The organism is Sphingobacterium chuzhouense (genome assembly GCF_014692525.1).
In the GTDB taxonomy this organism is placed as follows: Bacteria; Bacteroidota; Bacteroidia; order Sphingobacteriales; family Sphingobacteriaceae; genus Sphingobacterium; species Sphingobacterium chuzhouense.
In genome coordinates, this window is sequence record NZ_JACNYL010000004.1 from 65,854 (window position 1) to 88,297 (window position 22,444).

Here is a 22,444-nt window from a genome sequence, read left to right on the forward strand (position 1 = left end):
ATAATGCAAACATTCTTAATTGTCCTGATCATATTGGCAAGTGCTTTATTGGGATTTATCGTATTGATTCAAAACCCTAAAGGGGGTGGCTTGGCATCAGGATTCGCAGGTAGCTCTAATCTGATGGGCGTACAACGTACAGGTGATTTCTTGGAAAAAGGAACATGGGGCTTGGCAATAGCGTTAATGGTATTGTGTTTAGCTATGAATATTTTAGGACCATCAACAGGAGGAAGAGCAGGTGGTTTGGGTGATCAGATTGATGCTCCGGCACAGACTTCTCCTTTAAACCTTAATCCGAATCCAACACAACAGGAAACAGCACCTGTGACGGAAACACCTGCACCGACAGCACCTGCTGATAGCGCAAACTAAGACGAAAGTTCATAGGTATTGGAAGACCTTGCAGATTGCCTGCAAGGTCTTTTTTTGAAATACTGTCTCGTTTAATATGACAGGATGACACGGGTAAGGGAAAAAATGGCAACAATTTCCTTGTTTCTTCGTTTGGCATAGTTGGTGATAAGGAAAAAGAGAAGAATTTAAAATCAAACATCAAATAAAAAATAAACTAGATTACTATGGCATTAAGTATTAAACCTATCGGAGACAGAGTTGTCGTAGAGGCAGCTCCCGCAGAAGAAAAAACAGCATCAGGGATCTACATTCCAGACACAGCAAAAGAGAAACCTTCTCAAGGTACTATCGTTGCGGTAGGAACGGGTAAACCAGAAGAGCCTTTAACTGTTAAAGTGGGCGATAAAGTTTTATATGGCAAATATGCTGGTACGGAGATCACTTACGAAGGTAAAGAGTATTTAATCATGCGTGAATCTGACATTTACGCGGTTTTGTAAGTCAAAGGTAAAATCAATATTTAAAAAGGAGTTAGAAAAATCTAAATACTTTGTACTAACTACTAAAGAGTAATTAAAAAATGGCAAAACAAGTAAGATATAACGTAGAAGCGCGCGACGCACTGAAAAAAGGTGTGGACACCTTGGCAAATGCAGTAAAAGTAACTTTGGGTCCTAAGGGACGTAATGTAATTATCGAGAAAAAATTTGGTTCTCCTGCAATAACTAAAGATGGTGTAACCGTAGCCAAAGAAATCGAATTGAAAGATGCTTTGGAAAACATGGGTGCACAAATGGTGAAAGAGGTTGCCTCTAAAACTGCAGATCAGGCTGGTGATGGTACGACGACAGCAACTGTACTTGCACAAGCTATTGTTGCTCCAGGTTTGAAATCCGTAGCAGCGGGTGCTAACCCAATGGATTTAAAACGTGGTATCGATAAAGCGGTTGCTGCTGTTGTAGCTAACTTGCAATCGCAATCAAAAGAGGTTGGAGCTGATAATAATAAAATTAAACAAGTTGCTACAATCTCTGCAAACAATGACGAAGTAATTGGTGCTTTGATTGCTGAGGCTATGGAGAAGGTTGGAAACGACGGTGTTATCACAGTAGAAGAAGCAAAAGGTACAGAAACTGAGGTAAAAACAGTTGAAGGTATGCAATTCGATCGTGGTTATTTGTCTCCATATTTTGTCACTAACTCTGACAAAATGGAAGCCGAGTTGGAAAACCCGTATATCTTGATTTACGACAAGAAAATCAGCAATATGAAAGAATTGTTGCCTATCTTGGAAAAACAAGTACAGACAGGCAAACCATTGTTAATTATTGCGGAAGACCTAGACGGTGAAGCATTAGCGACATTGGTAGTAAACAAAATCCGTGGTTCATTGAAAGTGGCAGCAGTTAAAGCGCCAGGTTTTGGTGACCGTCGTAAAGCGATGTTGGAAGATATCGCTATCTTAACAGGCGGTACTGTTATCTCTGAAGAAAGAGGCTACAAATTGGAGAATGCAGAACTTTCTTACCTGGGACAAGCTGAAAAAGTAGTTGTTGACAAGGATAATACAACTGTGATTAACGGTTCGGGAAATGCAGATGACATCAAAGCTCGTGTTGCACAAATCCGTTCACAAATCGAAACAACAACTTCTGACTACGATCGTGAGAAATTACAAGAGCGTTTAGCGAAATTATCTGGTGGTGTAGCGGTACTTTATGTAGGCGCAACCACAGAAGTAGAGATGAAAGAGAAGAAAGATCGTGTAGATGATGCATTGCACGCTACTCGTGCAGCGGTAGAAGAAGGTATCGTTGCTGGTGGTGGTGTGGCCTTCATCCGTGCTACAGAGGCGTTGGCAGACCTTAAAGGTGCTAACGAAGATGAAACAATCGGTATCGATATCATTAAGCGTGCTATTGAGGAGCCTCTTCGCCAAATCTGTAACAACGCAGGTATTGAAGGAGCAGTAGTTGTTCAAAAAGTAAAAGAAGGTACAGCTGACTTCGGTTATAATGCACGTACAGATGTATATGAAAACTTAATTGGTGCGGGTGTTATCGATCCGACTAAAGTTTCTCGTGTAGCTTTGGAAAATGCGGCTTCTGTTGCATCTATGCTATTAACAACAGAATGTGTATTGGCTGATGAGCCTGAAGAAAATGCAGTAGCAGGTGCTGGTGCCCCTCCAATGGGCGGCGGTATGCCAGGCATGATGTAAAATAGGAAACTTCCTATTCCATAATAGAAATAAAAGGCTTCGGAGAATTTTCTGAAGCCTTTTTGTATATGAGACCCGATTGTATTGCATATAAAAATAAAATTCTTTAGGTTTATTGTCTATAATCAAAAAATTATGCAAAAATATCATTATACGGACGGAATGAATACATTCGGTCCCTTCTCAATAGAAGAATTAAAAACCAAAGGTATTACTGCCGATACCTATGTATGGGCGGAAGGGATGCCTAACTGGGTGCTTGCTAAGAGTGTTCCGGAGTTGAGCAGCATTCTGTCAACAGGTTCACAGCCTTACTTCACAGGATCACCACAAACTCCTCCTCAATTTCCGAATACACCCGCTTCACCTTACAACCAGCGTATGGAACAGCCGCCAAAAACCTATTTGTTGGAAACGATTTTAACCACGATTTTCTGTTGTTGGCCGTTAGGTATTCCATCGATTGTTTATGCCTCACGCGTGGAAAAGAAATTCTACGCTGGAGATGTATTGGGTGCTGAGGAAGATTCTGCGAATGCAAAAAAATGGATGTGGATCAATGTCGGCGTTTGTATTGGTCTATGGGTGCTTTATTTCATTATCTTTGGTTTCGCAATGTTTGGGGCAATGATGTCCGGAGATTTTTAACATGATTTGGAGAAAGTATCGTTGGGTGCTTTTAGGAACCGGTGTGGTAGTGATGGGGGTAGCAACCTATGTTTATTATACTTATGATCCTGCTGCACATAGCTGGTTTCCGCAATGCCCGTTCAAGGCATTAACAGGATTGGACTGCCCAGGGTGTGGCTCCCAACGTGCGGTTCACGCCATATTACATGGGGATTTTCGGAAAGCACTACATCACAATGCTTTGCTTTTGCCTTTTATTCCCTACCTTACTTTCGGCTTTGGCTACCGGTTTGTGAAAGACCCAAATGAGCATTTATTGAAATGGCGGAAAATCCTATTTGGTGAATACGCCATTAAAATTTTAGCAACTATTATTTTTGCGTATTTTGTTTTACGGAATGTGATATAGATACCTCATTCTTGGATTGATTTTTGTCCCATTCGCATAATGCTTAGTTCGTAGATATTTAAAAGAGAATGCATGATTTTAATTGTTGACGACCAGATAGAAAATATATATTCATTAGAAAAACTCTTAAAATCTAAAGGTTTTGAGGTAGATTCCGCTCTTTCAGGCGAAGAGGCTTTAAAAAAAGTCTTAAAAAATGACTACGCGCTGGTTATTTTGGATGTGCAAATGCCTGGTATTGACGGTTTCGAAGTAGCGGAAACCTTATCTGGCTACAGTAAGACCAAAGAAGTACCTATTATATTTTTGTCTGCTGTCAATACAGATAAGAAATTTATAGCCAAAGGTTATGCTTCCGGTGGGATAGATTATATTACCAAGCCGGTGGATCCCGATATTTTAATGTTGAAAGTGAAGACGTTCTATCGATTATATGAGCAGACGTTAGCACTGAATGAGGCTCAAAAAATATTGGAATCTGAAATAGAAACGAGAAAAAAGGCACAGCAAGAACTGAAGGATAAGGTGGAACACCTCCATACTACGCTTGAAAGTCTGCCGCAAATTGCCTTCACGGCTGACGGGCGAGGGCGGATTACTTTTGTCAACAAAAGGTGGTACAAATTTTCTCGCTGTCCTGAGACATTTCCTGAAGTACACCCAGACGATACTTGTATCAAAAAAGTATGGCAGCACTGTATTGAACACAGCCAGCCATTGGAACTAGAAGTGCGTATCAAAGAATTGAAATCGAGACTTTTTTGTTTTCATCTTTTACGTATTATTCCTGTTAAAGATAAAACAGGTGTAAAAAGTTGGGTGGGAACATTTACGGATATACACGAACAAAAGGAAGAAGAAAGAAAAAAAGATGAATTTCTGAGTATCGCAAGCCACGAGCTCAAAACTCCGTTGACAAGTATCAAGGCTTACATTCAGTTGTTAGAACGTATGCCGGATGTACAAAAGGAGAGCAAATTCGCAACCTATATCAGCAGAGCGCAAAATCAAACTAACAAATTGGATAGCCTTATCGCTGATCTATTGGATATTTCCAAAATTGAAAACGGGAAACTAAAGGTGAATAAAAAACCGTTTGATATGGAAAAATTGATAGAAAATGCTATCGAAACTATTTATTATACCCATAGTCACGTGCAGGTTGAAATCGAACGAAAAGGGGAAACAATCACACAAGAAGTGAATGGCGACGCTTTTCGTATTGAACAAGTGCTGATTAACTTCCTGACGAATGCCATAAAATACTCTCCCGATAGTGACAGGGTAGTTGTACATACCGCTGCTGACAGGGATCAACTCTATATAGCTGTCCAAGATTTTGGTATTGGTATCCCGGAACATAAAAAAAATAATATCTTTACGAAATTCTATCGTGTGGAAGAATCATCTGTGAAATTTCAAGGACTGGGAATTGGTTTATATATCTGTGCAGAAATTATTAAGCAACATCATGGCACGTACGGCATAGAAAGTTCGTCAAGCCAAGGAACCACCTTTTATTTTACTATACCATTTAATTAAATCAATATGCCCAAGAAACTCATCCGAAAATTACAAGTTGGATTTGGATTTTCGTTGTTTGTGTTGTTGTTGAGTTCATCTGCTTCCTACATCAGTATAAAAACGCAGATGAATAACCGCAGCAAGGTTATCAAAACACAGCGGACAATCGATTCGGTTAATCAGATTTTGATTAATTTACAAAATGTAGAAACTGGACAACGTGGGTATCTCTTAACAGGAGAAGTGAAGTTTTTAGAACCTTATTATGAAAGTCGGTCTTCCCTACCGACATCTTTATCTGCAACCCGTGAATTGGCCAAAGATATACCAGAACAATCACGGCGCATAGACAGCATAGAGACGTTAGTAACGACGAGACTGAATCTTTTAAATGAATTGGTTGATTTAAAAAGAGAGGGAGGAGGTGTTACGGTTGAGCAATTGGAGCGTGGTAAATTGTATATGGATAGCTGCAGGAATATTATTGGCCGCTTTGTGATGGAAGAAGCTGGTAAGCTCGATTCTCAGACCACTAGAATGCAACGAAACTCAGGGTTGACATCATTTTTTATCATTTTTGCAGCTCTCGCTTCTCTTATCATTACCATATTATTCTATCTGCAGATTAGAAATGAATTTCGGAGAAGGGAGAAAATGCAAGAACTGCTCCGTGAAAAAGATGAGGATACGACACACCGTTTGAATATTATCCACAATATGGCACAACAGATTGCTAATGGGGATTATTCCGTTAGGCTAGATGATGCTCAAAAGGATACACTTGGCTATATTGCTTCTTCTCTCAACGGTATGGCAGCTGCGTTAGAAGAATCGTTTGGAAAGCTCAATGATAACGAGTGGAGACAAACCGGATTAGCTAGAATAAACGATATTTTAACGGGTAATAAGACGGAAGAAACAGTTGCCAACGACGCATTGGAGCTGTTGGTTTCTTATACGGAATGCTTAAACGGGGCGGCTTATATATGGGACAAGGGATTGTTGTCGCTATCAGGCTTTTATGGTTTAGAAGACAACATGAAAAAAGAATATCACCCTGGAGAAGGAATCGTGGGGCAGGTATTTAAAGATAAACGAATGAAAGTCCTGGAAAATGTGGATGAAAAAGACTACGTTGTTAGTTTTTCTTCAGGAAAGATAAAAGTACATCATCTACTTTGGTTGCCTTTGATAGTGAAAGGGCAGTGTTTTGGAGTAATTGAGCTGGGCAGTGCTCTACCTTTTGATAAACTCGATACAGAATTTTACCAAGAAGCTTGTCGCAATATTACATTAGAAATATTAGCGGCCAAAGGAAGAAAGCAGATTCAGACGTTATTGGAAGAAACCCAAGCGCAGGCAGAAGAACTACAAACGCAGCACGCGGAACTAGAAAACCTTAATACCGAACTGGAAGCCCAGACACAGAAGTTACAGGCTTCTGAAGAGGAACTGCGTGTCCAGCAGGAAGAGCTTATGCAGTCCAATCAAGAATTGGAAGAGCGTTCAAAGTTATTGGAGGAAAAAAACCAACTTATTGCCGAACGAAATTTAGATATCCAAAAGAAAGCGGAAGAACTTGCGCTGAGTACAAAATATAAATCCGAGTTTCTTGCGAATATGTCGCATGAACTTCGGACACCATTAAATTCTATTTTGTTGTTATCTCGATTAATGGTCGAAAATGCCGATGACAATCTAACGGAGGACCAGATAGAATCGGCTAAAGTTATACAGAGCTCGGGTTCCAGTTTATTGAGTCTTATTGACGAAATTCTGGATTTATCAAAAATAGAAGCCGGGAAGATGGAAGTTGAATACGAACATGTGGCATTGACGGATTTAAGGAACGACCTGTTAAATTTGTTTTTGCCGATCGTGGATGAGAAAGGACTTGAATTAATGGTTGAGCTAGACGAAGGATTACCGAGCTATGTGGAAACAGATCGACTACGGATTGAGCAGGTACTCCGTAATCTACTCTCCAACGCCATTAAATTCACGCCGAAGGGTCAAGTCGCGTTAACGATATCTCTCCAACAGGACGATCCAAATTATATACAGTTTGTTGTCAAAGATACAGGAATCGGAATTAGCTCCGAGAATCAAAAAATTATATTTGAAGCTTTTCAACAAGCAGATGGTTCCACACGACGCAAGTTCGGAGGAACAGGTTTGGGACTATCGATCAGCAGGGAAATTGCGCGACTACTAGGAGGTGAAATTACGGTTAGCAGTACGCTGGGAGAGGGTAGCACATTCTGTCTGACGGTTCCTGTTCGAAAAGTGTCCGAACCGTTGGTAGCCACAACCGATACCCTTGTAGAGGACATTACACACGAGGTGGAGGAGATGACCGCTTTAGTTTCTGATACAGCATCCTCGTTAACGATTTCGAATATTCCTGAAGAGGTTGATGACGATCGCCACGTTATTAAACCGGGAGATAAAGTTATACTTATCGTTGAGGATGATACCGCTTTTGCTAAAGCATTGCTTAAATATGCACATCAAAATGGATATAAAGGTGTCATCATTGTGCGGGGAGATTGGGCAACAGAAGCAGCTGAAAAATACCAACCGCTGGCCATTTTATTAGATATACAACTGCCTGTGAAAGATGGGTGGCAGGTGATGGATGAAATCAAAAGTAATCCAAAAACCAGACATATTCCGGTACATATTATGTCATCGTTGGAAGTGAAGAGGGAAAGTTTATCTAAAGGGGCTATAGACTTTATAAATAAACCCATTGCTATAGAGCAGATCGGACAAATGTTCCGCAAAATAGAAGATGCACTTACCCAGAATCCGAAAAAGGTATTGATTGTCGAAGAAAATCCTAAACATGCAACTGCACTGTCCTATTTTCTCAGTAATTTTAACATTATATCGGAAATTAAAAACAACGTGGAAGACAGTATCCGTGCACTAATGTCTGATAATGTTAACTGCGTAATTTTGGATATGGGGGTGCCCGATGACACAGGATATGAAACTTTGGAGGCTATTAAGCAAAAAGAAGGATTGGAGAACTTGCCGATTATTATTTTCACTGGGAAAAATTTATCGCAGGCGGAAGAGTTGAAAATAAAACAGTATGCCCATTCGATTGTTATAAAAACGGCACATTCTTTCCAACGTATTTTGGATGAAGTGGGATTATTTCTCCATTTGGTAGAGGAGAGTAATTTGGAGCCCGAGAAAAGAAAGACCAGCAAGCTAGGATCTCTTAATGAGGTGTTAAATGGCAAAACGGTATTGATTGCAGATGATGATGTGCGAAATATTTTTTCGTTAACGAAGACATTGGAGCATTATCAAATGCGTGTGATTTCGGCAATAGATGGAAAAGAAGCGTTGCAGCAATTGGAAAAACATCCGGAGATATCGGTTATCTTAATGGATATGATGATGCCTGAAATGGATGGTTACGAAACAATCAGGCAAATTAGGAACATGCGTGATTATACGAAGTTGCCGATTATCGCCGTAACAGCTAAAGCGATGACGGGCGATCGCGAAAAATGTATTAAAGCGGGAGCATCGGATTATATTTCCAAACCGGTCGATAAAGACCAATTGTTATCCCTATTGAGGGTATGGTTGTACGAGAACTAACGTTGGAACTAAATATGAAAATGAAGACGCAAAAGGTAATCTTGCTCGTAGATGATGATATTAGGAACATTTTCGCTTTACAGTTAACGTTGAAAGCAAGAAAATATAATTTCGTGTCCACTCAAAATGCCATGGAAGGTTTGCAACTTTTGCAATCCAATCCAGAAATAGGCCTGGTTTTGTTGGATATGATGATGCCTGAAATGGACGGATACGAAGCTATAAAACAAATTCGGAGTTCGGATGTATACGGAAGCGTTCCGATTGTCGCTGTCACGGCGAACGCGATGAGTGGCGATAAAGAAAAATGTATAGCGGCTGGGGCGGATAATTATATCGCGAAGCCAATTGATGTGGATAGGTTAATGAAAGTTATTGAGGAGCTGTTATAGATGATTGAGCTGGATATCGTGAAAAACGATGATATGGAGATGTTATTAAAGGATATTTCTCATTTATATGGTTATGACTTTACCCAATATAGTAAGGCATCTTTAAAGAGGCGCCTCAACAGAATCTGTATGCTCGATAAGTTCGCGAGCTTTGCAGAACTGAGGTATAGGCTTATCCATGATGGAGATTACCTATCACGTTTTATTGAAGAAATAACGGTTAACGTGACCGAAATGTTCCGAGACCCACACTTTTATGCCACATTACGACATCATATTTTACCTATTTTAGGAACATATCCATTTATTCGTATTTGGGTTGCTGGTTGCTCAACAGGTGAAGAAGCTTATTCGTTGGCGATATTGTTAAAGGAAACAAATTTATTTGATAAAACGTTGATTTACGCTACGGATATTAATCCAAGCGTGCTCGAAAAGGCTTCCAAAGGTATTTTTCCGTTGAACCATATGAAACAGTATTCCAGAAACTATATTTTATCTGGTGGAAAAAAGGATTTTTCTTCTTACTATGTTTCGATGTATGATGTCGCAAAATTCCATTCTGAATTAAGTAGTAAAATGATATTTTCTACCCATAATTTAGTGTCAGACTCTTCGTTTAACGAATTTCAGCTTATTTTATGTCGAAACGTTCTTATTTATTTTGATAAAGACCTTCAAAACAAGGTGTTTAAACTTTTTGACGATAGCCTTCAACCTCTTGGTTTTTTGGCGTTAGGAGCTAAAGAAACGCTTCGGTTCTCCAACGTAGAACATCGATATAAACAGTGGAATGAGGATCGAATTTGGAAAAAAACATCCTAGTATACATGATGAATAGAAAGACAACGGAGATTTTATTGATAGGTGGTTCTGCGGGAAGTATTAGTGTCCTTTTAGAGGTATTACCTCATCTTAACAATCGCCTTTCTTTTCCAATTATGGTAGTTGTTCATCGTAAGGCACATCCCGAAAGTATATTGGAGGGATTGCTAGGATTTCGTAGCCGGTTACCGGTGGAAGAAGCTTATGATAAAATGACGCTGAAAGCAAGCTATGTTTATTTGGTACCGGCAGATTATCATCTGCTATTTGAGGACAAACAGACGGTATCTTTGGATTGTTCGGAGAAAGTCAATTATTCCAGACCCTCTATAGATGTCACGTTCCAGTCTGCGGCTCAAACATTTATGGAGCATACTGCTGCGCTGTTGCTGTCAGGTGCTAATACCGATGGTCTGGAAGGTCTCCGTTGTATAACCCAACGACGGGGTACAGTGCTTGTTCAGGATCCTGATACGGCTGAAATAGCCTATATGCCTCAGCAGGCTCTTCTTAATATACAGGCCGATGCTGTTTTAAAACCGGAAGAAATGGCTTCCTTTATCAATCAGTTAAGTACGGACTATTAACTTTTATAATACCATGAAGAACAAAACAATACTTGTATTTGATGATGATACCAATATTTTGGACGTTTTTACGATTGTCCTCGAGGCCTCGGGATATCATGTAGAAATTTCCGAAACCTCTCATAATATTTTGGAACGGGTTAAAGAAGTAAGCCCGGATATGATTATTATGGATAATTGGATTCCCAATATTGGAGGGGTAAAGGCCACGCAAATACTGAAAAGTGAGCCTGCTTTTAGGCATATACCAGTTATTTATTGTTCAGCAAACAATGATGTAAGTTCCCTTGCAGAGCAGGCCGGTGCGGAGGCATACCTTGCTAAGCCGTTTGATCTGGATGAATTGGAAAATAAAGTAGCAGACTTGCTTCGAAACGTTTGAGCTGCTTAAGGTGTTCTATAATTATGACTATAATAGAGAACAATAAAAAGTTGCTACAATGGCTACTACGGCTTTTGGTATTATTGCTGTATAGTACTATTCATCCTGTTGCTCAATCCCAAGATTCGCTTCTTTATTCCCAACAAGTCATTTGGAAAGAGCGACAAGCTCAAGTGCAGCATTGGAAAGAGGTACAGGATACGATTTCAACTACTGTAGATAGTATTAAAAAAAGTCTTTTTTTCGAGCGTGGTACGCTCGATTCCACGGAGTTAGATAGCACTTTGATTTTTCTAGGCACGAAAAAGAAACAGATTTCACAGTATATCTATGATATTAAAATAGCTCGAACCACATGGTTGGCGGCATCAACCCAGGCGCAGGTCGAAGAAGACAGTTTGGCGGAAGGCGACAGCTTGAATGTGGAAGAACTGCTTGGAACGGATTCCGTCGAAAAAATAACGAAAGATTTGATAGACACATTGCCACAGCTAATTCGGGGCTATGAAAGGTTGATTGGCGATGTGGTTTATTTGGAAAGATGGTTCGGACGTCAACAAGCAGAAATAGGGGTAGCTGATGTAGATTCTGGCATCGTTCAGATGCATCCTGTCCGCCACCACATGGTGCGGACGGCGCAGGCCAATTTAGGAAAAGACGGTTCCTCTTCGGGTTTTTTCGACTATCCTGCCTGGAGTAGTCGGCTCTTTTTAATCCTAATAAGCTTGCTTTATTTTTATTGGATGTATAAATTGGGACGTAAAACAGAACAGGGGAACGAGGAATTTCGTTTATATCAGAACGATCCGTTATGGATTCCGTTTTTAAAAGCCTCTATTTTCTTTTTAGTCTTATTGCCCTTTGCCTCCTTTTCTGTACCAGTGCTTATTCTCGAAAGCAGCTATTTTCTTGTTTTTATTTTTCTTTATATTATCTTATTTAAAGAGCTTTCGACATTTAAACGTAAGGTACTAGGGCTAATTTTCATTTCCTACATCATACTGATAACTGCAAATCTCTTTTTATCTGCATTATGGTGGACGAAGGCTTTAGCCATATTGGCTAACGTCTTCAATATAGCTGTAGTTTGGTCTATGGGACGCCGAACGGATGTCGACAATCCAATAGGATATATCCACCGATATGCTCGTTGGCTGATTATATTAGGACATTTCCTTGCCATTGTGCTAAATGCAATGGGGTATGTTAGCTTTGCACGTATGTGGAGTTTGGCGGCGGGTATTGGATTGTTACAAGTTATCTCGTTACGTGCGGTACGCGAAATGTTGCTTCACGATATTGAAAAGCAGTATGAAAGAGCTAAGCCTGAAGCGATGTTTCGTCGTTTTGATGTGAAGCGGATGCTGTTGAGCTTTGAACGCTTATTCCGTTTTTGTTCCGTCTTGTTGATTGTGTTAGTATTGTTGAACAATTTTCACCTCGTTCGCGAAGCGAGTGCGTTGTTGGACCGTTTACTCATGACTGAACACAAAGTTGGAGGTATAACGTTCGCCTATGGTAATCTTTTGCTCGCAGCTGCGGTTATTTGGCTGGCAAACTGGTTTCAGAAAAACTTGAAAAATTTGCTCGACGATACAACGCCTAGAGACGAATTGCAGGTACGAAAGATGACGTTATTCCCTTTATTCAGATTGCTTATCATTGTCATCGGCTTTTTGATAGGTATCAGCATATTAGGACTTGGCATGGATAAACTGACGGTTATCATTGGTGCCTTGAGCGTTGGGATAGGATTGGGATTACAGAACGTCATCAATAATTTTGTATCGGGTATTATTCTGGTTTTCGAAAAACCTTTCAAGATTGGGGATTATGTGGAATTAGCGGATAAAAAAGGACAGGTGAGGGAAATTGGGATTCGTTCCAGTACATTACTGACTGATGAAGGGGCTCGCGTAATTATTCCAAATGGCGATCTGCTTTCGGGAAGATTAGTCAATTGGACGTTTAGAGAGGCGGATATTCGTGTGAATTTCAAATTGACAGTAGACAATACTATTCCTATTGAAGAAATCAAGAAAGAACTGAAAACAAAGCTTACAAGTTTTGAAGAGATAGACCGGTCTATTCCTATGAAAATATATACCAAGGAAATTACAGCAGATAACTATCAGCTTGGTATTCAGGTTGGCATTAAACATGTTCGTTATATTGAACGCTTTCGAAGCCGATTTTTAGAATCTTTTAAGCAAGATATGGATACTCGAGGAGTTAAGGTATCCTCGAGCTAGGATATGCATTTATTTAAGAATTTCCTTATCCAATTTAAATTAATTGTGAATCTCTTCCCATGGGATTGGTGCCTGGCTCTACCGTTGGATCCCGGTTTATATTAGGCTCGGGGGTTGAGAGTTCATTAATTTCAGGCTCTGCATCGGGGTTAATCTCGTCAATATCGGGATTGGGCGCTTCGAGGGGATCAATGTCCGGTTGCTCATTGGGTTGGTTTTCATCTATCTCGTCCAACTCCGGTTCTTCACGTTCAAGCGGATCTACGTCCGGTTGCTCTGGAGGGAGGTTCTCAATGCCCTTCTCATCATCAGGAATAATTTCCTCTTCCGGTAAATTTTCGTCACCTCCGCGATTTGGAGTGGTTGGATCTACTAATGCAAAAGCTACGATAGGACCTTGTTCTTTCATAGCAAAAAGATTTTGTGTTTTCATCTAATTGTTTTTTTAATTGTTAATATTATTTACGACTCTGTTTTATTATTTTTCTTTTATTGATGTATTAATTGAACCTATTCTGTTCAATATAGTTGCAGAGATAAATACCCGAAAAACAAAATAAATACTCTTGGCCTTTACAAGAGAAAAGACCCGCCTGTTGGTGGGTCTTTTTAGTTTACATCCATTAATAGATTTTATATTACTCTTTTTCTTTAAGAAGTAGAAGAGGGATATCCGATTTTTTTATCAGCTGCTTACTTACACTTCTTCGAAATAATCGTTCAAAGAAGCCATAAGATTTTGGGCTGGTAACAATTAGTCCGGCATCATGGTCCTCTGCAAAATCTTCTATTTCTTCGGCAATATCATCACTTGTTGTATAATGGTACTCCGGATGGAATCCGTCCAATAAAGAGTGCATGTTATGTAGCTCGGTAACCGTGACGGAGTCTGTACGTTTTCCTTCTGACGTAACATTTAACACCAATAATTTTGCCCGCAGTCTTTCTAACCACTGGCCGATTTCAGCTACTGGCGTGCTATGCGACACTTTTCTCAGATCGCACGCGAAGACAATCTTGTGGATCGGTTTATAATCAGCATCCGCTGGAATGATAAGGAAAGGGAGTTTCAAGGACGAAGCTAAGTTAACCGTATTGCTGCCAATTAACACCTGTTCCAAGTTACTCCTTCCTGTTGTTCCCGCCACAACCAGATCGGCATGCCATTCTTCAGCTAGCTCTTCGATTCCGCGTAATAGTGGGAAGTTGTTCGTTACCAATTGAATATTTATTCCACTATTTTCTCCTAATTCTTGTTCCAGTTCGGCCTGTACAGCTTCCAAATTGGACAAACTTTGTTCCTTTACAAGGGGGGGAGCTATGTCAGTCATCGGTAGGTCTGTAACGACAGTTAAATTGTCGTATGCGTGATAAAGTATAATGTGATCCACACCTATGGCTTTCGCCATTTTTATGGCGTATCGAGCGGCGTTTAAAGCCGTTTTCGAAAAATCGGTTGTAATGATAATTGTTTTCATCGAATTTATTTTTTCTTTCCGTGTTTTATTTTCGTTCTCACCTCGCAGTATTTAATAAACAATCTATCGGAAGGTATTGTTTCTACAATATACCTTTAAAACGGAATAAATACGAATGCAGGTGTGAGATACGCATTGAAGCGGGGTGAAATACCCTAATTTAATTTTTAGTCAACTATTTCGAGATACAATCCTTTTATTATGAAAGACATACATTGTAAGCTTGAAGTTTACCATAACAGAAAGCGTAAACAATAAAAAATTGCAATGAAAGAAGAATAGATGGTTTAATTAAAAAAGAACAACATGGAAAATTTGGAGAAAAATGTCAATGCGAAAGAAGGAGAGGTAACTAAGGAAATTGAAAGCAAAACAGCACAAGTTCCATCAAAGGTATATTTATGTGTTGCCCTTACGGCAATGGCGGCATCAGCTACATTAAAATGTATGGGACATAAGCATACTGCTTTATTTGTTGGACAGTGGGTTGCTCCTTTTTTACTTTTTGGTATTTACAATAAGATTGTAAAAACACAAGGACATGATTAAAATTAGGAGATTTTAAAGGCTGTTCTTGTTCAAAAGAACAGTCGTAATTTTATATTAAAATAATTAAAATATGAAAAGATATCTCAAATATTGTTTCGCTGTGTTAGGTGCGGTTATTCTGTTTTTGCCGGATATATTTGCACAGGAAGCGAATAAGGATCAAGATTTCTTAACGAAAGCGGTTAGTTCAAATCAATTCGAAATAGCATTGGGAACACAGGCTTTAAAGCAAACAGAAAATGAAGAGATCAAGCAATATGGTCGGATGTTGATAAATGACCACACAAAAGTGCTAGAGGAATTGCAAGAAGCTGCAATGGCTAAAAAATTGGTTATGCCGGATGGTATGGAAGAAGATCAAGCTTCGATATTAAAGTCATTGTCTGTGCTCTCGGGAGCAGATTTTGATAATGCATTCAAAGATATCGCGATAAAAACCCACGAAAATACCATTGCTTTGTTTGAAAATGCTGCTAGTAATTTAAATGATCAAGAATTTAGAAGTTGGGCTGCGGAAAAAGTGCCGTCACTCAGAAGCCACTTGGAGCAGGCGAAGGCGCTACAAATAAAATCCGGATCTGATATCTCTTCTCCTTCCGAGAATCGAGATTCAGTAGAAACCTTATAGAATAAAAAATAGATAGCTATGGCAACAAAAGTAGAAAACGAAAAAACTGGTCTCGGAGAGAAAAAGAAAAAAAAAGAGGGCGATACCTATCAGGAACTTGGGTCGGTCGTTGAAAAGACAGAGCGTACTAAAGATGGCGATGGAGAAGCCGGCGTAGATCCACAGGCAGAGCAATTGAATGATATGCCTAACGATCCAACAGACCGACCTTTGGATCCAGGATTACATACGTCAAAAGGCAAAAAAACAGATCAATAAAATGAAGGTGGATGGGGGACAAATTAAGCTACTTTGTCCGCCTTTATTTTTCTAATCCATAAGGTTATATTATATTTAGGGTTTTTCCGGTAAACTGTAATAAGTTTTACGCTAAATCCTAAATAATAATGAAGAAAATAGCTTTACATTGGCAAATACTAATCGGTATCCTAGGAGGTATATTGGTCGGACTATTGTGTATTCAGTTTGCAGGTGGGAAAGAATTTGTCATCGATTGGGTAAAGCCCTTTGGAACCATTTTTATAAATCTACTGAAATTAATTGCCATTCCTCTTATTATTGTTTCTCTGATTAAAGGTGTCTCCGATTTAAAGGATGTGACACAACTCTCCAGCTTGGGAATACGCACCCTTGGCTTCTATATAGCCACCACCATTATTGCAGTTACATTAGGTTTGGGTTTAGTCAACCTTATTAAACCCGGAGGTTTTATCTCGGAGGAAACTCGACAAGAGATGTTGGTGTCTTTTGCAGGTGAGGTGCAAGAGAAAGTCGACGAGGTTACAGCTATTGAAGAGACTAGGGGGCCGTTACAACCTCTTGTTGATATCGTTCCGGAGAATATTTTTGAATCGGCTTCCGCTAACAGCAATATGCTCCAGATTATATTTTTCAGTATCATATTTGGCGTAGCGATGATTATGTTGCCCTTTAATCAAGTGGAGGCGTTTAAAAAGGTGCTGGATGCCGGAAACGCTATTGTACTGAAGATTGTTGACTTGATTATGCTTGCAGCACCTTATGGTGTGTTTGCATTGATGGTCGCTCTAATTGCTGAAGCCCCGTCTTTTGACGTTTTCAAGGCTTTAGGAGCCTACTCGCTTACCGTTGTGTTTGGTTTGTTAATCATTGTTTACGGTGTGTATTCGATGTTTGTTTATTTCTTCGGGAAAATGAAACCTCAAGAGTTTTTCAAGGCGATTTTTCCAGCACAGTTGCTTGGTTTCTCTACCAGTTCCAGTGCTGCCACATTGCCTGTTACGATGGACTGTGTGGAAAATCGGTTGCATGTTCGAAAGGATGTAGTAAGTTTTGTCATACCAATCGGCGCTACTGTGAACATGGATGGTACCTGTCTATATCAAGCGGTTGCCGCAGTTTTCATCGCCCAGGTCATGGGATATGATTTGACAACAAGTCAACAATTGAGTGTAATTCTTACCGCCACATTGGCTTCCATTGGAGCCGCGGCAGTACCGGGAGCAGGTCTCCTCATGCTTGTTATTGTTTTAGAATCGATAGGTGTGAGCCCGGCAGGCATCGCGTTGATATTTGCCGTTGACAGGCCATTGGATATGTTGCGGACGTCTGTAAATATTACGGGTGACGCCGTAGTTGCTGTGATTATGGAAAGATACAGTAAGAGCGAAGAAGCTGTTTAAAAAGTTATTTTATTACTAATTATCTTCGCTGTTTCCTCCAGGTTTTCTAATATCTTGGCTTCCATGCTCTTATTAAAACGATTTTCAGGAAGATAAACGCCTAGACTTGCTACAGCTTGTTTTTTATTGAATATGGGAACTGCTACGCCTACTATATTGATTTCGTCATAGTGAATAGCATATCCCGTTTTTTTAATCTTTTGAAGTTCATGTATTAATGCGCCCTCGTTGTCAACTCCTTTCCATATAGAACCTGGCAGTCCATAGGTACTGATGAATGCATTTCGGTCAGCAGGTTCCAAGTAAGCAAGTAATAGTTTCCCAGTAGCCGTTTTATAAACATTTATTTCATCTCGGGGATTTGCCTGTAATTCTCGCATAACGGTTTCCTTGTGAAGAGTTCTCCTTGAATTGTTTTTTAAAACCGATAAAACGCAACTCTCCATTAATGTGTTACTAAGATTCTTCATCGGGTCTATGGCACATCTGACAATTTCCGCCTCATTAGAGAAATTATTTGTTAGGTAGTACGACTGCCTACCTAAAAGATAACCCTTCTTTTTCTCAATATAGCCCCGGTTGACCATTGTTTTAATAATATTAGCACACGTGCCGTGATTGAGATTTAACGGAGTTGCAATTTCACTCAATGAATGCTCCTTATCTAAATTTCGAGATAGTAGTTCCAAAATATCTAATGCTCTATTTAATACTTGAATCATATGAAATACAGTATGTTGAATTCAAATTTACACAATTAATATTTTATAATATAAAATTTTAAAATAAAAATTTGACAATGTAAAATAAAGGTCTAAGTTTGACCTATAGAAAATCTTGTTTTTATAAACCAAGTCGTAAAATTTTTAAGGGAAGTTGTTTTAAAAAAAATATTAAGTAGCATCATACGAGATTAGGTAAACCTAAATCGGTTAATCGATTAACTAAAAGGCTATCAATAAATAAACATGAGAAAGAAGATTTCTTTAAAGGATATTGCAAATGAGATGGGGGTTTCTACAGCCGTAGTTTCCTATGTCCTGAATAATAAATATGAGGGGCGAATTAGTGAAGCGAAGGCTAATGAAATCAAGAATATAGCTAAAAAGCTAAATTATTTTCCTAATCAAATAGCTAAAAGTTTAAAGAAAGATCGAACCTTTACTATTGGACTAATTATAGCAGATATTTCGAACTTATTTTATTCAAGTATTGCGCGATATATAGAGAACGAATCCAAGAAATATAACTACAACGTGATTTTTGGAAGTGCAGATGAAAATGCTGATAAGTTTAATGAACTAATTCAAGTGATGTTAGGTAGGCAAGTGGACGGAATCATCCTAGCTGCGCCAAAGGGCACCGAGACTACATTGAACTATTTAAAGGAGCGACAACTTCCATTTGTGCTAATCGACCGATATTTTCCACAGATTATGGAAATTAATACTGTTGGTGTCAACAATTATCAAGCTTCTTACACTGTAGTGCAGCACATTGCAGCGAATGGGTATAAAAAGCCGGCAATGGTAACCTTGAGAACCGACTTATTTCACATGCAGGATAGGGTATCTGGATTTAAGGATGCATGCAGGCAACTGCTAGGGGAACAAGATTCGAAAGTAGTGGAAGTCAAAGAAGATATGTTATCGGAAGAGTTAGAAGAGTGCCTGCTCAATCTGCTAGAAGAACAGAACGATCTGGTGTATTTCTCAACGAATAAAATCGCGATGGAGGGACTTGCGATATTGGTAAAACGAGATGTCAAGGTGCCCAATGAAATGGGGATCGTATGTTTTGACCAAGCCGATGCCTATAAGATCTTTAACACAAGTATCACTTTTATAAAGCAGCCTCTTCAATATATTGGAAGCAAATCGGTTGAGATGTTGATTTCGTCAATTAATGGAAATCGATTTGCGGAAAATGTTGTATTGGAGACACAGATTGTCTCTGGTAATTCAAGTGCGTCACGTAAAAATAGCTAAAAAAATGATTGAACCGATAAAACTAAATACCAAAAATTTAGCCATGTTGAATACCAACATCCGAATACCTACGTACGATCGTAAGGAAGTGAAAGTAGGTATCGTACATATCGGTATCGGTGGATTTCATCGGGCGCATCAAGCATATCTTGTCAATCAATTACTGGAGCAAGGTATGGCGACGCACTGGGGTATTTGTGGAGTTGCTTTGTTAGGGGCTGATCGGAAAATATACGATGTACTATTAGAGCAGGACGGATTATATACGCTGATTGTGCCAGATATCGAAGGCAATTTTTCTACACAGGTGATCGGATCAATTGTAGAACTGCTATATGCTCCGGAAAATCCTTCGGCCGTTATTCGTAAAATGGCCGATAAATCAATCGGGATAGTTACCCTCACCATCACCGAAGGTGGGTATAACTATACCTCTGATGGGAATTTTAACTGGCAAAATGAGGATGTCGTATGGGATCTTCAACATCCTGCAAAACCAAAAACGGTGTTTGGATACCTATATGCTGCGCTTAAACTTAGGAAGGCGAGTGGTATAGCTGGGCTTACCATCCAGTCGTGCGACAACATCGAGCAAAATGGTGACGTCATGCGTCAGATGTTGTATGCCTTTATCTCTAAGGCCGATCCAGAAATGATTGATTGGATGGATGAGCACATTACTTTTCCGAATAGTATGGTGGATCGGATTACGCCGGTCACTACCGATAGTCTACGAAAAATGCTTGCCGAGAATTTTGAATTGAACGATGGTTGGCCGGTGGTCTGTGAGTCCTTTTACCAATGGGTTGTTGAAGATCTATATGCCGCAGGAAGACCGGATTGGGAAAATGTGGGCGTCCAGATGGTATCGGATGTAACACCATACGAAAAGATGAAGATTCGTCTATTGAACGGCGGACATACATTAGTGGGACTAGTAGGGTATCTGTTGGGTTATCGGTATATCCACGAGAGTGTTGCAGATCCTGCCATCGCGAGTTTACTGCGAACGTATATGGATGAGGAGGTGACACCTACGCTTGACGATGTCCCGGGTGTTAATCTGGATCAATATAAAGAGACTCTGATCGACCGATTTAGAAATCCATTTATTAAAGATGAAGTTGCTCGAATTATTTCGGGCAGTTCAGCCAAGTTTCCCAAGTTTATTCTTCCGGTCATCATAGATCGAATCAAGGATCATAAGTCTGTCCGTATCGCAGCCTTCATTGTAGCCTGCTGGTATCAATATCTTAAATTGAACTTGGCGACTCCCAATAATGTACAGGATGAGATAGCGAGGGTCTTGCTGGAAAGTGTAATGCGCGCTGATCAAGAGGGAGATCCGCTTGTTTTCCTAGATATTAGCGAGGTGTTTGGAAGTATCAAGGAACATCGTGCTTTCACCGAAAGCTACCTATCGCACCTAAAGATACTGAACGGTATCAGAATGAAGAAATTAAACTTAAACGCTTACTTACCTTAAACTTGAGTGATATGAAAAAGCAAATACTATGGATGGCTATCGCGGTGATACCTTTGACATTATTGGGACAGGAAGGTGCTAACTCGCCGCTTGAATACCTTGATCGTTCATTCGATACATATGATCGTCTTCAAAAAGAGATATGGTCTATTCCAGAATTAGGATTTTTAGAGACCAAGAGTTCAAACATCTTACAAAAGCATTTACAAGAACAAGATTTCGAAATAGAAACTGATGTGGCTGGTATGCCAACTTCCTTTATTGCAACATACGGTAGTGGCAGTCCCGTTATTGGTATTTTAGCGGAATTTGATGCATTGCCAGGATTATCGCAGGATACAGTACCTTACCGAAAGCCCGTGGAACAGGGAGGTAACGGACATGCCTGTGGCCATAATCTACTTGGAACCGGTGCTGTGGCAGGAGCAGTGGCCATCAAGGAATGGTTGGCGACTACCAGTCACCAGGGTACCATTAAAGTGTTTGGCTCCCCCGCTGAAGAAGGTGGAGGTGGAAAGGTTTATCTCACACGAGATGGTTTTTTCGATGGTGTAGATGTGGTGTTAGATTGGCATCCGGGTAATAGAAACGCAGTGGATGTAGGTAACGGATTTACCGCCGTACAGATGGTGGACTATACTTTTCATGGCAAAGCCGCCCATGCTGCAGGTAATCCCGACAAGGGTCGATCTGCCTTGGACGGCGTTGAAGCATTGAATTATATGGTTAACATGTTACGCGAACATGTTCATTATGCAACACGCATACACTATGTGATTACCAACGGCGGTGAGGCACCCAATGTGGTGCCCGAAGAGGCGACCGTTTCCTATTATATCCGGCATCCCAAACGAGACGTGTTGAAGGGACTGGTGGCTTGGGTAGACCAAGCAGCCGAAGGAGCTGCACTGGGTACACAGACAACAGTAAACAGGGAGATTATCGCTGGTTTTTACGAAAAATTACCTAACCGTAAATTAGCAGAACTGGTACAAAAAAATCTGGAAATCGTAGGGGGGGTCCATTACGATGAACGTGAACTTGTTCTTGCCGAAGGAATCGCTACGAACCTCGGTCTTAAACCAACTGTTTTGCAAAGAGTGTCTGAAATACAGCCTCTGGCTGCCGAAAGGCCATCAACAGGTGGTGGTTCTACTGATGTGGGCGATGTCAGTTGGAATGTTCCAACCATTACTTTTGGAACTGCAGCTTTTGTCCCGGGAAGTTCGGCACATAGTTGGCAATGGGCAGCTACAGGTGGTACAACAATCGGTACCAAATCACTCATCAACGCGGCAAAGGTATTTGTACTTACTGCTATTGACCTTTATACCAACACCATGTTAATTAATGAGATAAAGGAAGAATTTGAATCCCGTAGAGGGGCAGGTTTCAAATATGAAGCACTAGTAGGCGATCGCGCGCCGGCATTGGATTACCGGGTGAAGAAATAA

The 22,444-nt window shown here is 40.0% G+C and carries 22 protein-coding genes; 19 read left to right on the forward strand and 3 right to left on the reverse strand.

Annotation, left to right across the window (positions count from 1 at the left end; genetic code table 11):
* The first annotated feature begins 3 nt into the window (after positions 1-3).
* From secG to H8B21_RS16540, 12 genes are all read left to right on the forward strand, one after another.
* Positions 4-375: a preprotein translocase subunit SecG gene (gene secG / locus H8B21_RS16485; protein WP_190314912.1), complete on the forward strand. Its 372-nt coding sequence runs from the start codon at positions 4-6 to the stop codon at positions 373-375.
* 206 nt (positions 376-581) lie between these two features.
* The gene (locus H8B21_RS16490) at positions 582-857 is read left to right on the forward strand and encodes a co-chaperone GroES (protein ID WP_093364408.1); all 276 of its coding nucleotides are present in this window, start codon (positions 582-584) and stop codon (positions 855-857) included.
* Between the two features lie 80 nt (positions 858-937).
* On the forward strand, positions 938-2,578 hold the full coding sequence (gene groL / locus H8B21_RS16495) for a chaperonin GroEL (protein ID WP_190314914.1): 1,641 nt from the start codon (positions 938-940) through the stop codon (positions 2,576-2,578).
* Positions 2,579-2,713: 135 nt separating this feature from the next.
* Positions 2,714-3,226: a CD225/dispanin family protein gene (locus H8B21_RS16500; protein ID WP_190314916.1), complete on the forward strand. Its 513-nt coding sequence runs from the start codon at positions 2,714-2,716 to the stop codon at positions 3,224-3,226.
* Position 3,227: 1 nt separating this feature from the next.
* Positions 3,228-3,617 (forward strand): DUF2752 domain-containing protein, encoded by a 390-nt coding sequence (locus H8B21_RS16505; protein ID WP_190314918.1) that lies wholly within the window; start codon positions 3,228-3,230, stop codon positions 3,615-3,617.
* Positions 3,618-3,689: 72 nt separating this feature from the next.
* The gene (locus tag H8B21_RS16510; protein WP_190314919.1) at positions 3,690-5,159 is read left to right on the forward strand and encodes a hybrid sensor histidine kinase/response regulator; all 1,470 of its coding nucleotides are present in this window, start codon (positions 3,690-3,692) and stop codon (positions 5,157-5,159) included.
* Positions 5,160-5,165: 6 nt separating this feature from the next.
* Entirely contained in the window at positions 5,166-8,762 is a 3,597-nt protein-coding gene (locus H8B21_RS16515) for a response regulator (protein WP_190314921.1), read from the forward strand.
* A gap of 14 nt (positions 8,763-8,776) precedes the next feature.
* Positions 8,777-9,154 (forward strand): response regulator, encoded by a 378-nt coding sequence (locus H8B21_RS16520; RefSeq protein WP_223815103.1) that lies wholly within the window; start codon positions 8,777-8,779, stop codon positions 9,152-9,154.
* Positions 9,155-9,979, forward strand: a complete 825-nt coding sequence (locus H8B21_RS16525) for a CheR family methyltransferase (protein ID WP_190314923.1) — start codon at positions 9,155-9,157, stop codon at positions 9,977-9,979.
* Positions 9,980-9,984: 5 nt separating this feature from the next.
* The gene (locus tag H8B21_RS16530; RefSeq protein WP_223815104.1) at positions 9,985-10,566 is read left to right on the forward strand and encodes a chemotaxis protein CheB; all 582 of its coding nucleotides are present in this window, start codon (positions 9,985-9,987) and stop codon (positions 10,564-10,566) included.
* Between the two features lie 13 nt (positions 10,567-10,579).
* A complete protein-coding gene (locus H8B21_RS16535; protein WP_190314925.1) occupies positions 10,580-10,948 on the forward strand; it encodes a response regulator in 369 nt (122 codons plus the stop codon).
* A 23-nt stretch (positions 10,949-10,971) separates the two neighbouring features.
* The gene (locus tag H8B21_RS16540; RefSeq protein WP_190314927.1) at positions 10,972-13,200 is read left to right on the forward strand and encodes a mechanosensitive ion channel family protein; all 2,229 of its coding nucleotides are present in this window, start codon (positions 10,972-10,974) and stop codon (positions 13,198-13,200) included.
* Positions 13,201-13,234: 34 nt separating this feature from the next.
* On the opposite strand, the gene H8B21_RS16545 is transcribed toward H8B21_RS16540, so the two are convergent.
* Positions 13,235-13,633, reverse strand: a complete 399-nt coding sequence (locus H8B21_RS16545) for a hypothetical protein (protein WP_190314930.1) — start codon at positions 13,631-13,633, stop codon at positions 13,235-13,237.
* A 205-nt stretch (positions 13,634-13,838) separates the two neighbouring features.
* A complete protein-coding gene (locus H8B21_RS16550; RefSeq protein WP_190314931.1) occupies positions 13,839-14,678 on the reverse strand; it encodes a universal stress protein in 840 nt (279 codons plus the stop codon).
* A 306-nt stretch (positions 14,679-14,984) separates the two neighbouring features.
* Here H8B21_RS16550 and H8B21_RS16555 point away from each other — a divergent pair, with 306 nt between their 5' ends.
* The 4 genes from H8B21_RS16555 to H8B21_RS16570 all read left to right on the forward strand — a co-directional run bounded on the left by H8B21_RS16555 (position 14,985) and on the right by H8B21_RS16570 (position 17,516).
* Positions 14,985-15,227 (forward strand): hypothetical protein, encoded by a 243-nt coding sequence (locus H8B21_RS16555; protein WP_190314933.1) that lies wholly within the window; start codon positions 14,985-14,987, stop codon positions 15,225-15,227.
* A 70-nt stretch (positions 15,228-15,297) separates the two neighbouring features.
* Positions 15,298-15,855 carry a DUF4142 domain-containing protein gene (locus tag H8B21_RS16560; protein ID WP_190314935.1) on the forward strand — a complete coding sequence of 186 codons (558 nt, stop codon included), beginning with the start codon at positions 15,298-15,300 and terminating at the stop codon, positions 15,853-15,855.
* 18 nt (positions 15,856-15,873) lie between these two features.
* Positions 15,874-16,113: a hypothetical protein gene (locus tag H8B21_RS16565; RefSeq protein WP_190314937.1), complete on the forward strand. Its 240-nt coding sequence runs from the start codon at positions 15,874-15,876 to the stop codon at positions 16,111-16,113.
* A gap of 128 nt (positions 16,114-16,241) precedes the next feature.
* Positions 16,242-17,516, forward strand: coding sequence for a dicarboxylate/amino acid:cation symporter (locus H8B21_RS16570; RefSeq protein WP_190314938.1), 1,275 nt, complete (start codon positions 16,242-16,244; stop codon positions 17,514-17,516).
* Here the strand turns inward: H8B21_RS16570 and H8B21_RS16575 are convergent.
* On the reverse strand, positions 17,513-18,238 hold the full coding sequence (locus H8B21_RS16575; RefSeq protein WP_190314940.1) for an IclR family transcriptional regulator: 726 nt from the start codon (positions 18,236-18,238) through the stop codon (positions 17,513-17,515). The two genes, H8B21_RS16570 and H8B21_RS16575, sit on opposite strands and share 4 nt — an antisense overlap.
* Before the next feature lie 246 nt (positions 18,239-18,484).
* On the opposite strand from H8B21_RS16575, the gene H8B21_RS16580 reads away from it, so the two are divergent.
* Genes H8B21_RS16580 through H8B21_RS16590 form a run of 3 tightly spaced genes read left to right on the forward strand, consistent with a single transcriptional unit; the run spans position 18,485 to position 22,444 of the window.
* A complete protein-coding gene (locus tag H8B21_RS16580; RefSeq protein WP_190314942.1) occupies positions 18,485-19,504 on the forward strand; it encodes a LacI family DNA-binding transcriptional regulator in 1,020 nt (339 codons plus the stop codon).
* Positions 19,505-19,508: 4 nt separating this feature from the next.
* Entirely contained in the window at positions 19,509-20,990 is a 1,482-nt protein-coding gene (locus H8B21_RS16585; RefSeq protein WP_190314944.1) for a mannitol dehydrogenase family protein, read from the forward strand.
* A gap of 11 nt (positions 20,991-21,001) precedes the next feature.
* Positions 21,002-22,444 (forward strand): amidohydrolase, encoded by a 1,443-nt coding sequence (locus tag H8B21_RS16590; RefSeq protein WP_190314946.1) that lies wholly within the window; start codon positions 21,002-21,004, stop codon positions 22,442-22,444.

Excerpts from the sequence above, each read along its gene's own strand:
- H8B21_RS16540 (WP_190314927.1), top strand. The coding sequence starts at position 10,972 with ATGACTATAATAGAGAACAATAAAAAGTTGCTACAATGGCTACTACGG.
- H8B21_RS16535 (WP_190314925.1), top strand. The coding sequence starts at position 10,580 with ATGAAGAACAAAACAATACTTGTATTTGATGATGATACCAATATTTTG.
- H8B21_RS16510 (WP_190314919.1), top strand. The coding sequence starts at position 3,690 with ATGATTTTAATTGTTGACGACCAGATAGAAAATATATATTCATTAGAA.
- H8B21_RS16585 (WP_190314944.1), top strand. The coding sequence starts at position 19,509 with ATGATTGAACCGATAAAACTAAATACCAAAAATTTAGCCATGTTGAAT.
- H8B21_RS16550 (WP_190314931.1), bottom strand. The coding sequence starts at position 14,678 with ATGAAAACAATTATCATTACAACCGATTTTTCGAAAACGGCTTTAAAC.
- H8B21_RS16505 (WP_190314918.1), top strand. The coding sequence starts at position 3,228 with ATGATTTGGAGAAAGTATCGTTGGGTGCTTTTAGGAACCGGTGTGGTA.
- H8B21_RS16525 (WP_190314923.1), top strand. The coding sequence starts at position 9,155 with ATGATTGAGCTGGATATCGTGAAAAACGATGATATGGAGATGTTATTA.
- H8B21_RS16565 (WP_190314937.1), top strand. The coding sequence starts at position 15,874 with ATGGCAACAAAAGTAGAAAACGAAAAAACTGGTCTCGGAGAGAAAAAG.
- secG (WP_190314912.1), top strand. The coding sequence starts at position 4 with ATGCAAACATTCTTAATTGTCCTGATCATATTGGCAAGTGCTTTATTG.
- H8B21_RS16560 (WP_190314935.1), top strand. The coding sequence starts at position 15,298 with ATGAAAAGATATCTCAAATATTGTTTCGCTGTGTTAGGTGCGGTTATT.
- H8B21_RS16570 (WP_190314938.1), top strand. The coding sequence starts at position 16,242 with ATGAAGAAAATAGCTTTACATTGGCAAATACTAATCGGTATCCTAGGA.
- H8B21_RS16580 (WP_190314942.1), top strand. The coding sequence starts at position 18,485 with ATGAGAAAGAAGATTTCTTTAAAGGATATTGCAAATGAGATGGGGGTT.
- H8B21_RS16490 (WP_093364408.1), top strand. The coding sequence starts at position 582 with ATGGCATTAAGTATTAAACCTATCGGAGACAGAGTTGTCGTAGAGGCA.
- H8B21_RS16530 (WP_223815104.1), top strand. The coding sequence starts at position 9,985 with ATGATGAATAGAAAGACAACGGAGATTTTATTGATAGGTGGTTCTGCG.
- H8B21_RS16520 (WP_223815103.1), top strand. The coding sequence starts at position 8,777 with ATGAAAATGAAGACGCAAAAGGTAATCTTGCTCGTAGATGATGATATT.
- H8B21_RS16545 (WP_190314930.1), bottom strand. The coding sequence starts at position 13,633 with ATGAAAACACAAAATCTTTTTGCTATGAAAGAACAAGGTCCTATCGTA.
- H8B21_RS16575 (WP_190314940.1), bottom strand. The coding sequence starts at position 18,238 with ATGATTCAAGTATTAAATAGAGCATTAGATATTTTGGAACTACTATCT.
- H8B21_RS16515 (WP_190314921.1), top strand. The coding sequence starts at position 5,166 with ATGCCCAAGAAACTCATCCGAAAATTACAAGTTGGATTTGGATTTTCG.
- H8B21_RS16555 (WP_190314933.1), top strand. The coding sequence starts at position 14,985 with ATGGAAAATTTGGAGAAAAATGTCAATGCGAAAGAAGGAGAGGTAACT.
- H8B21_RS16500 (WP_190314916.1), top strand. The coding sequence starts at position 2,714 with ATGCAAAAATATCATTATACGGACGGAATGAATACATTCGGTCCCTTC.
- H8B21_RS16590 (WP_190314946.1), top strand. The coding sequence starts at position 21,002 with ATGAAAAAGCAAATACTATGGATGGCTATCGCGGTGATACCTTTGACA.
- groL (WP_190314914.1), top strand. The coding sequence starts at position 938 with ATGGCAAAACAAGTAAGATATAACGTAGAAGCGCGCGACGCACTGAAA.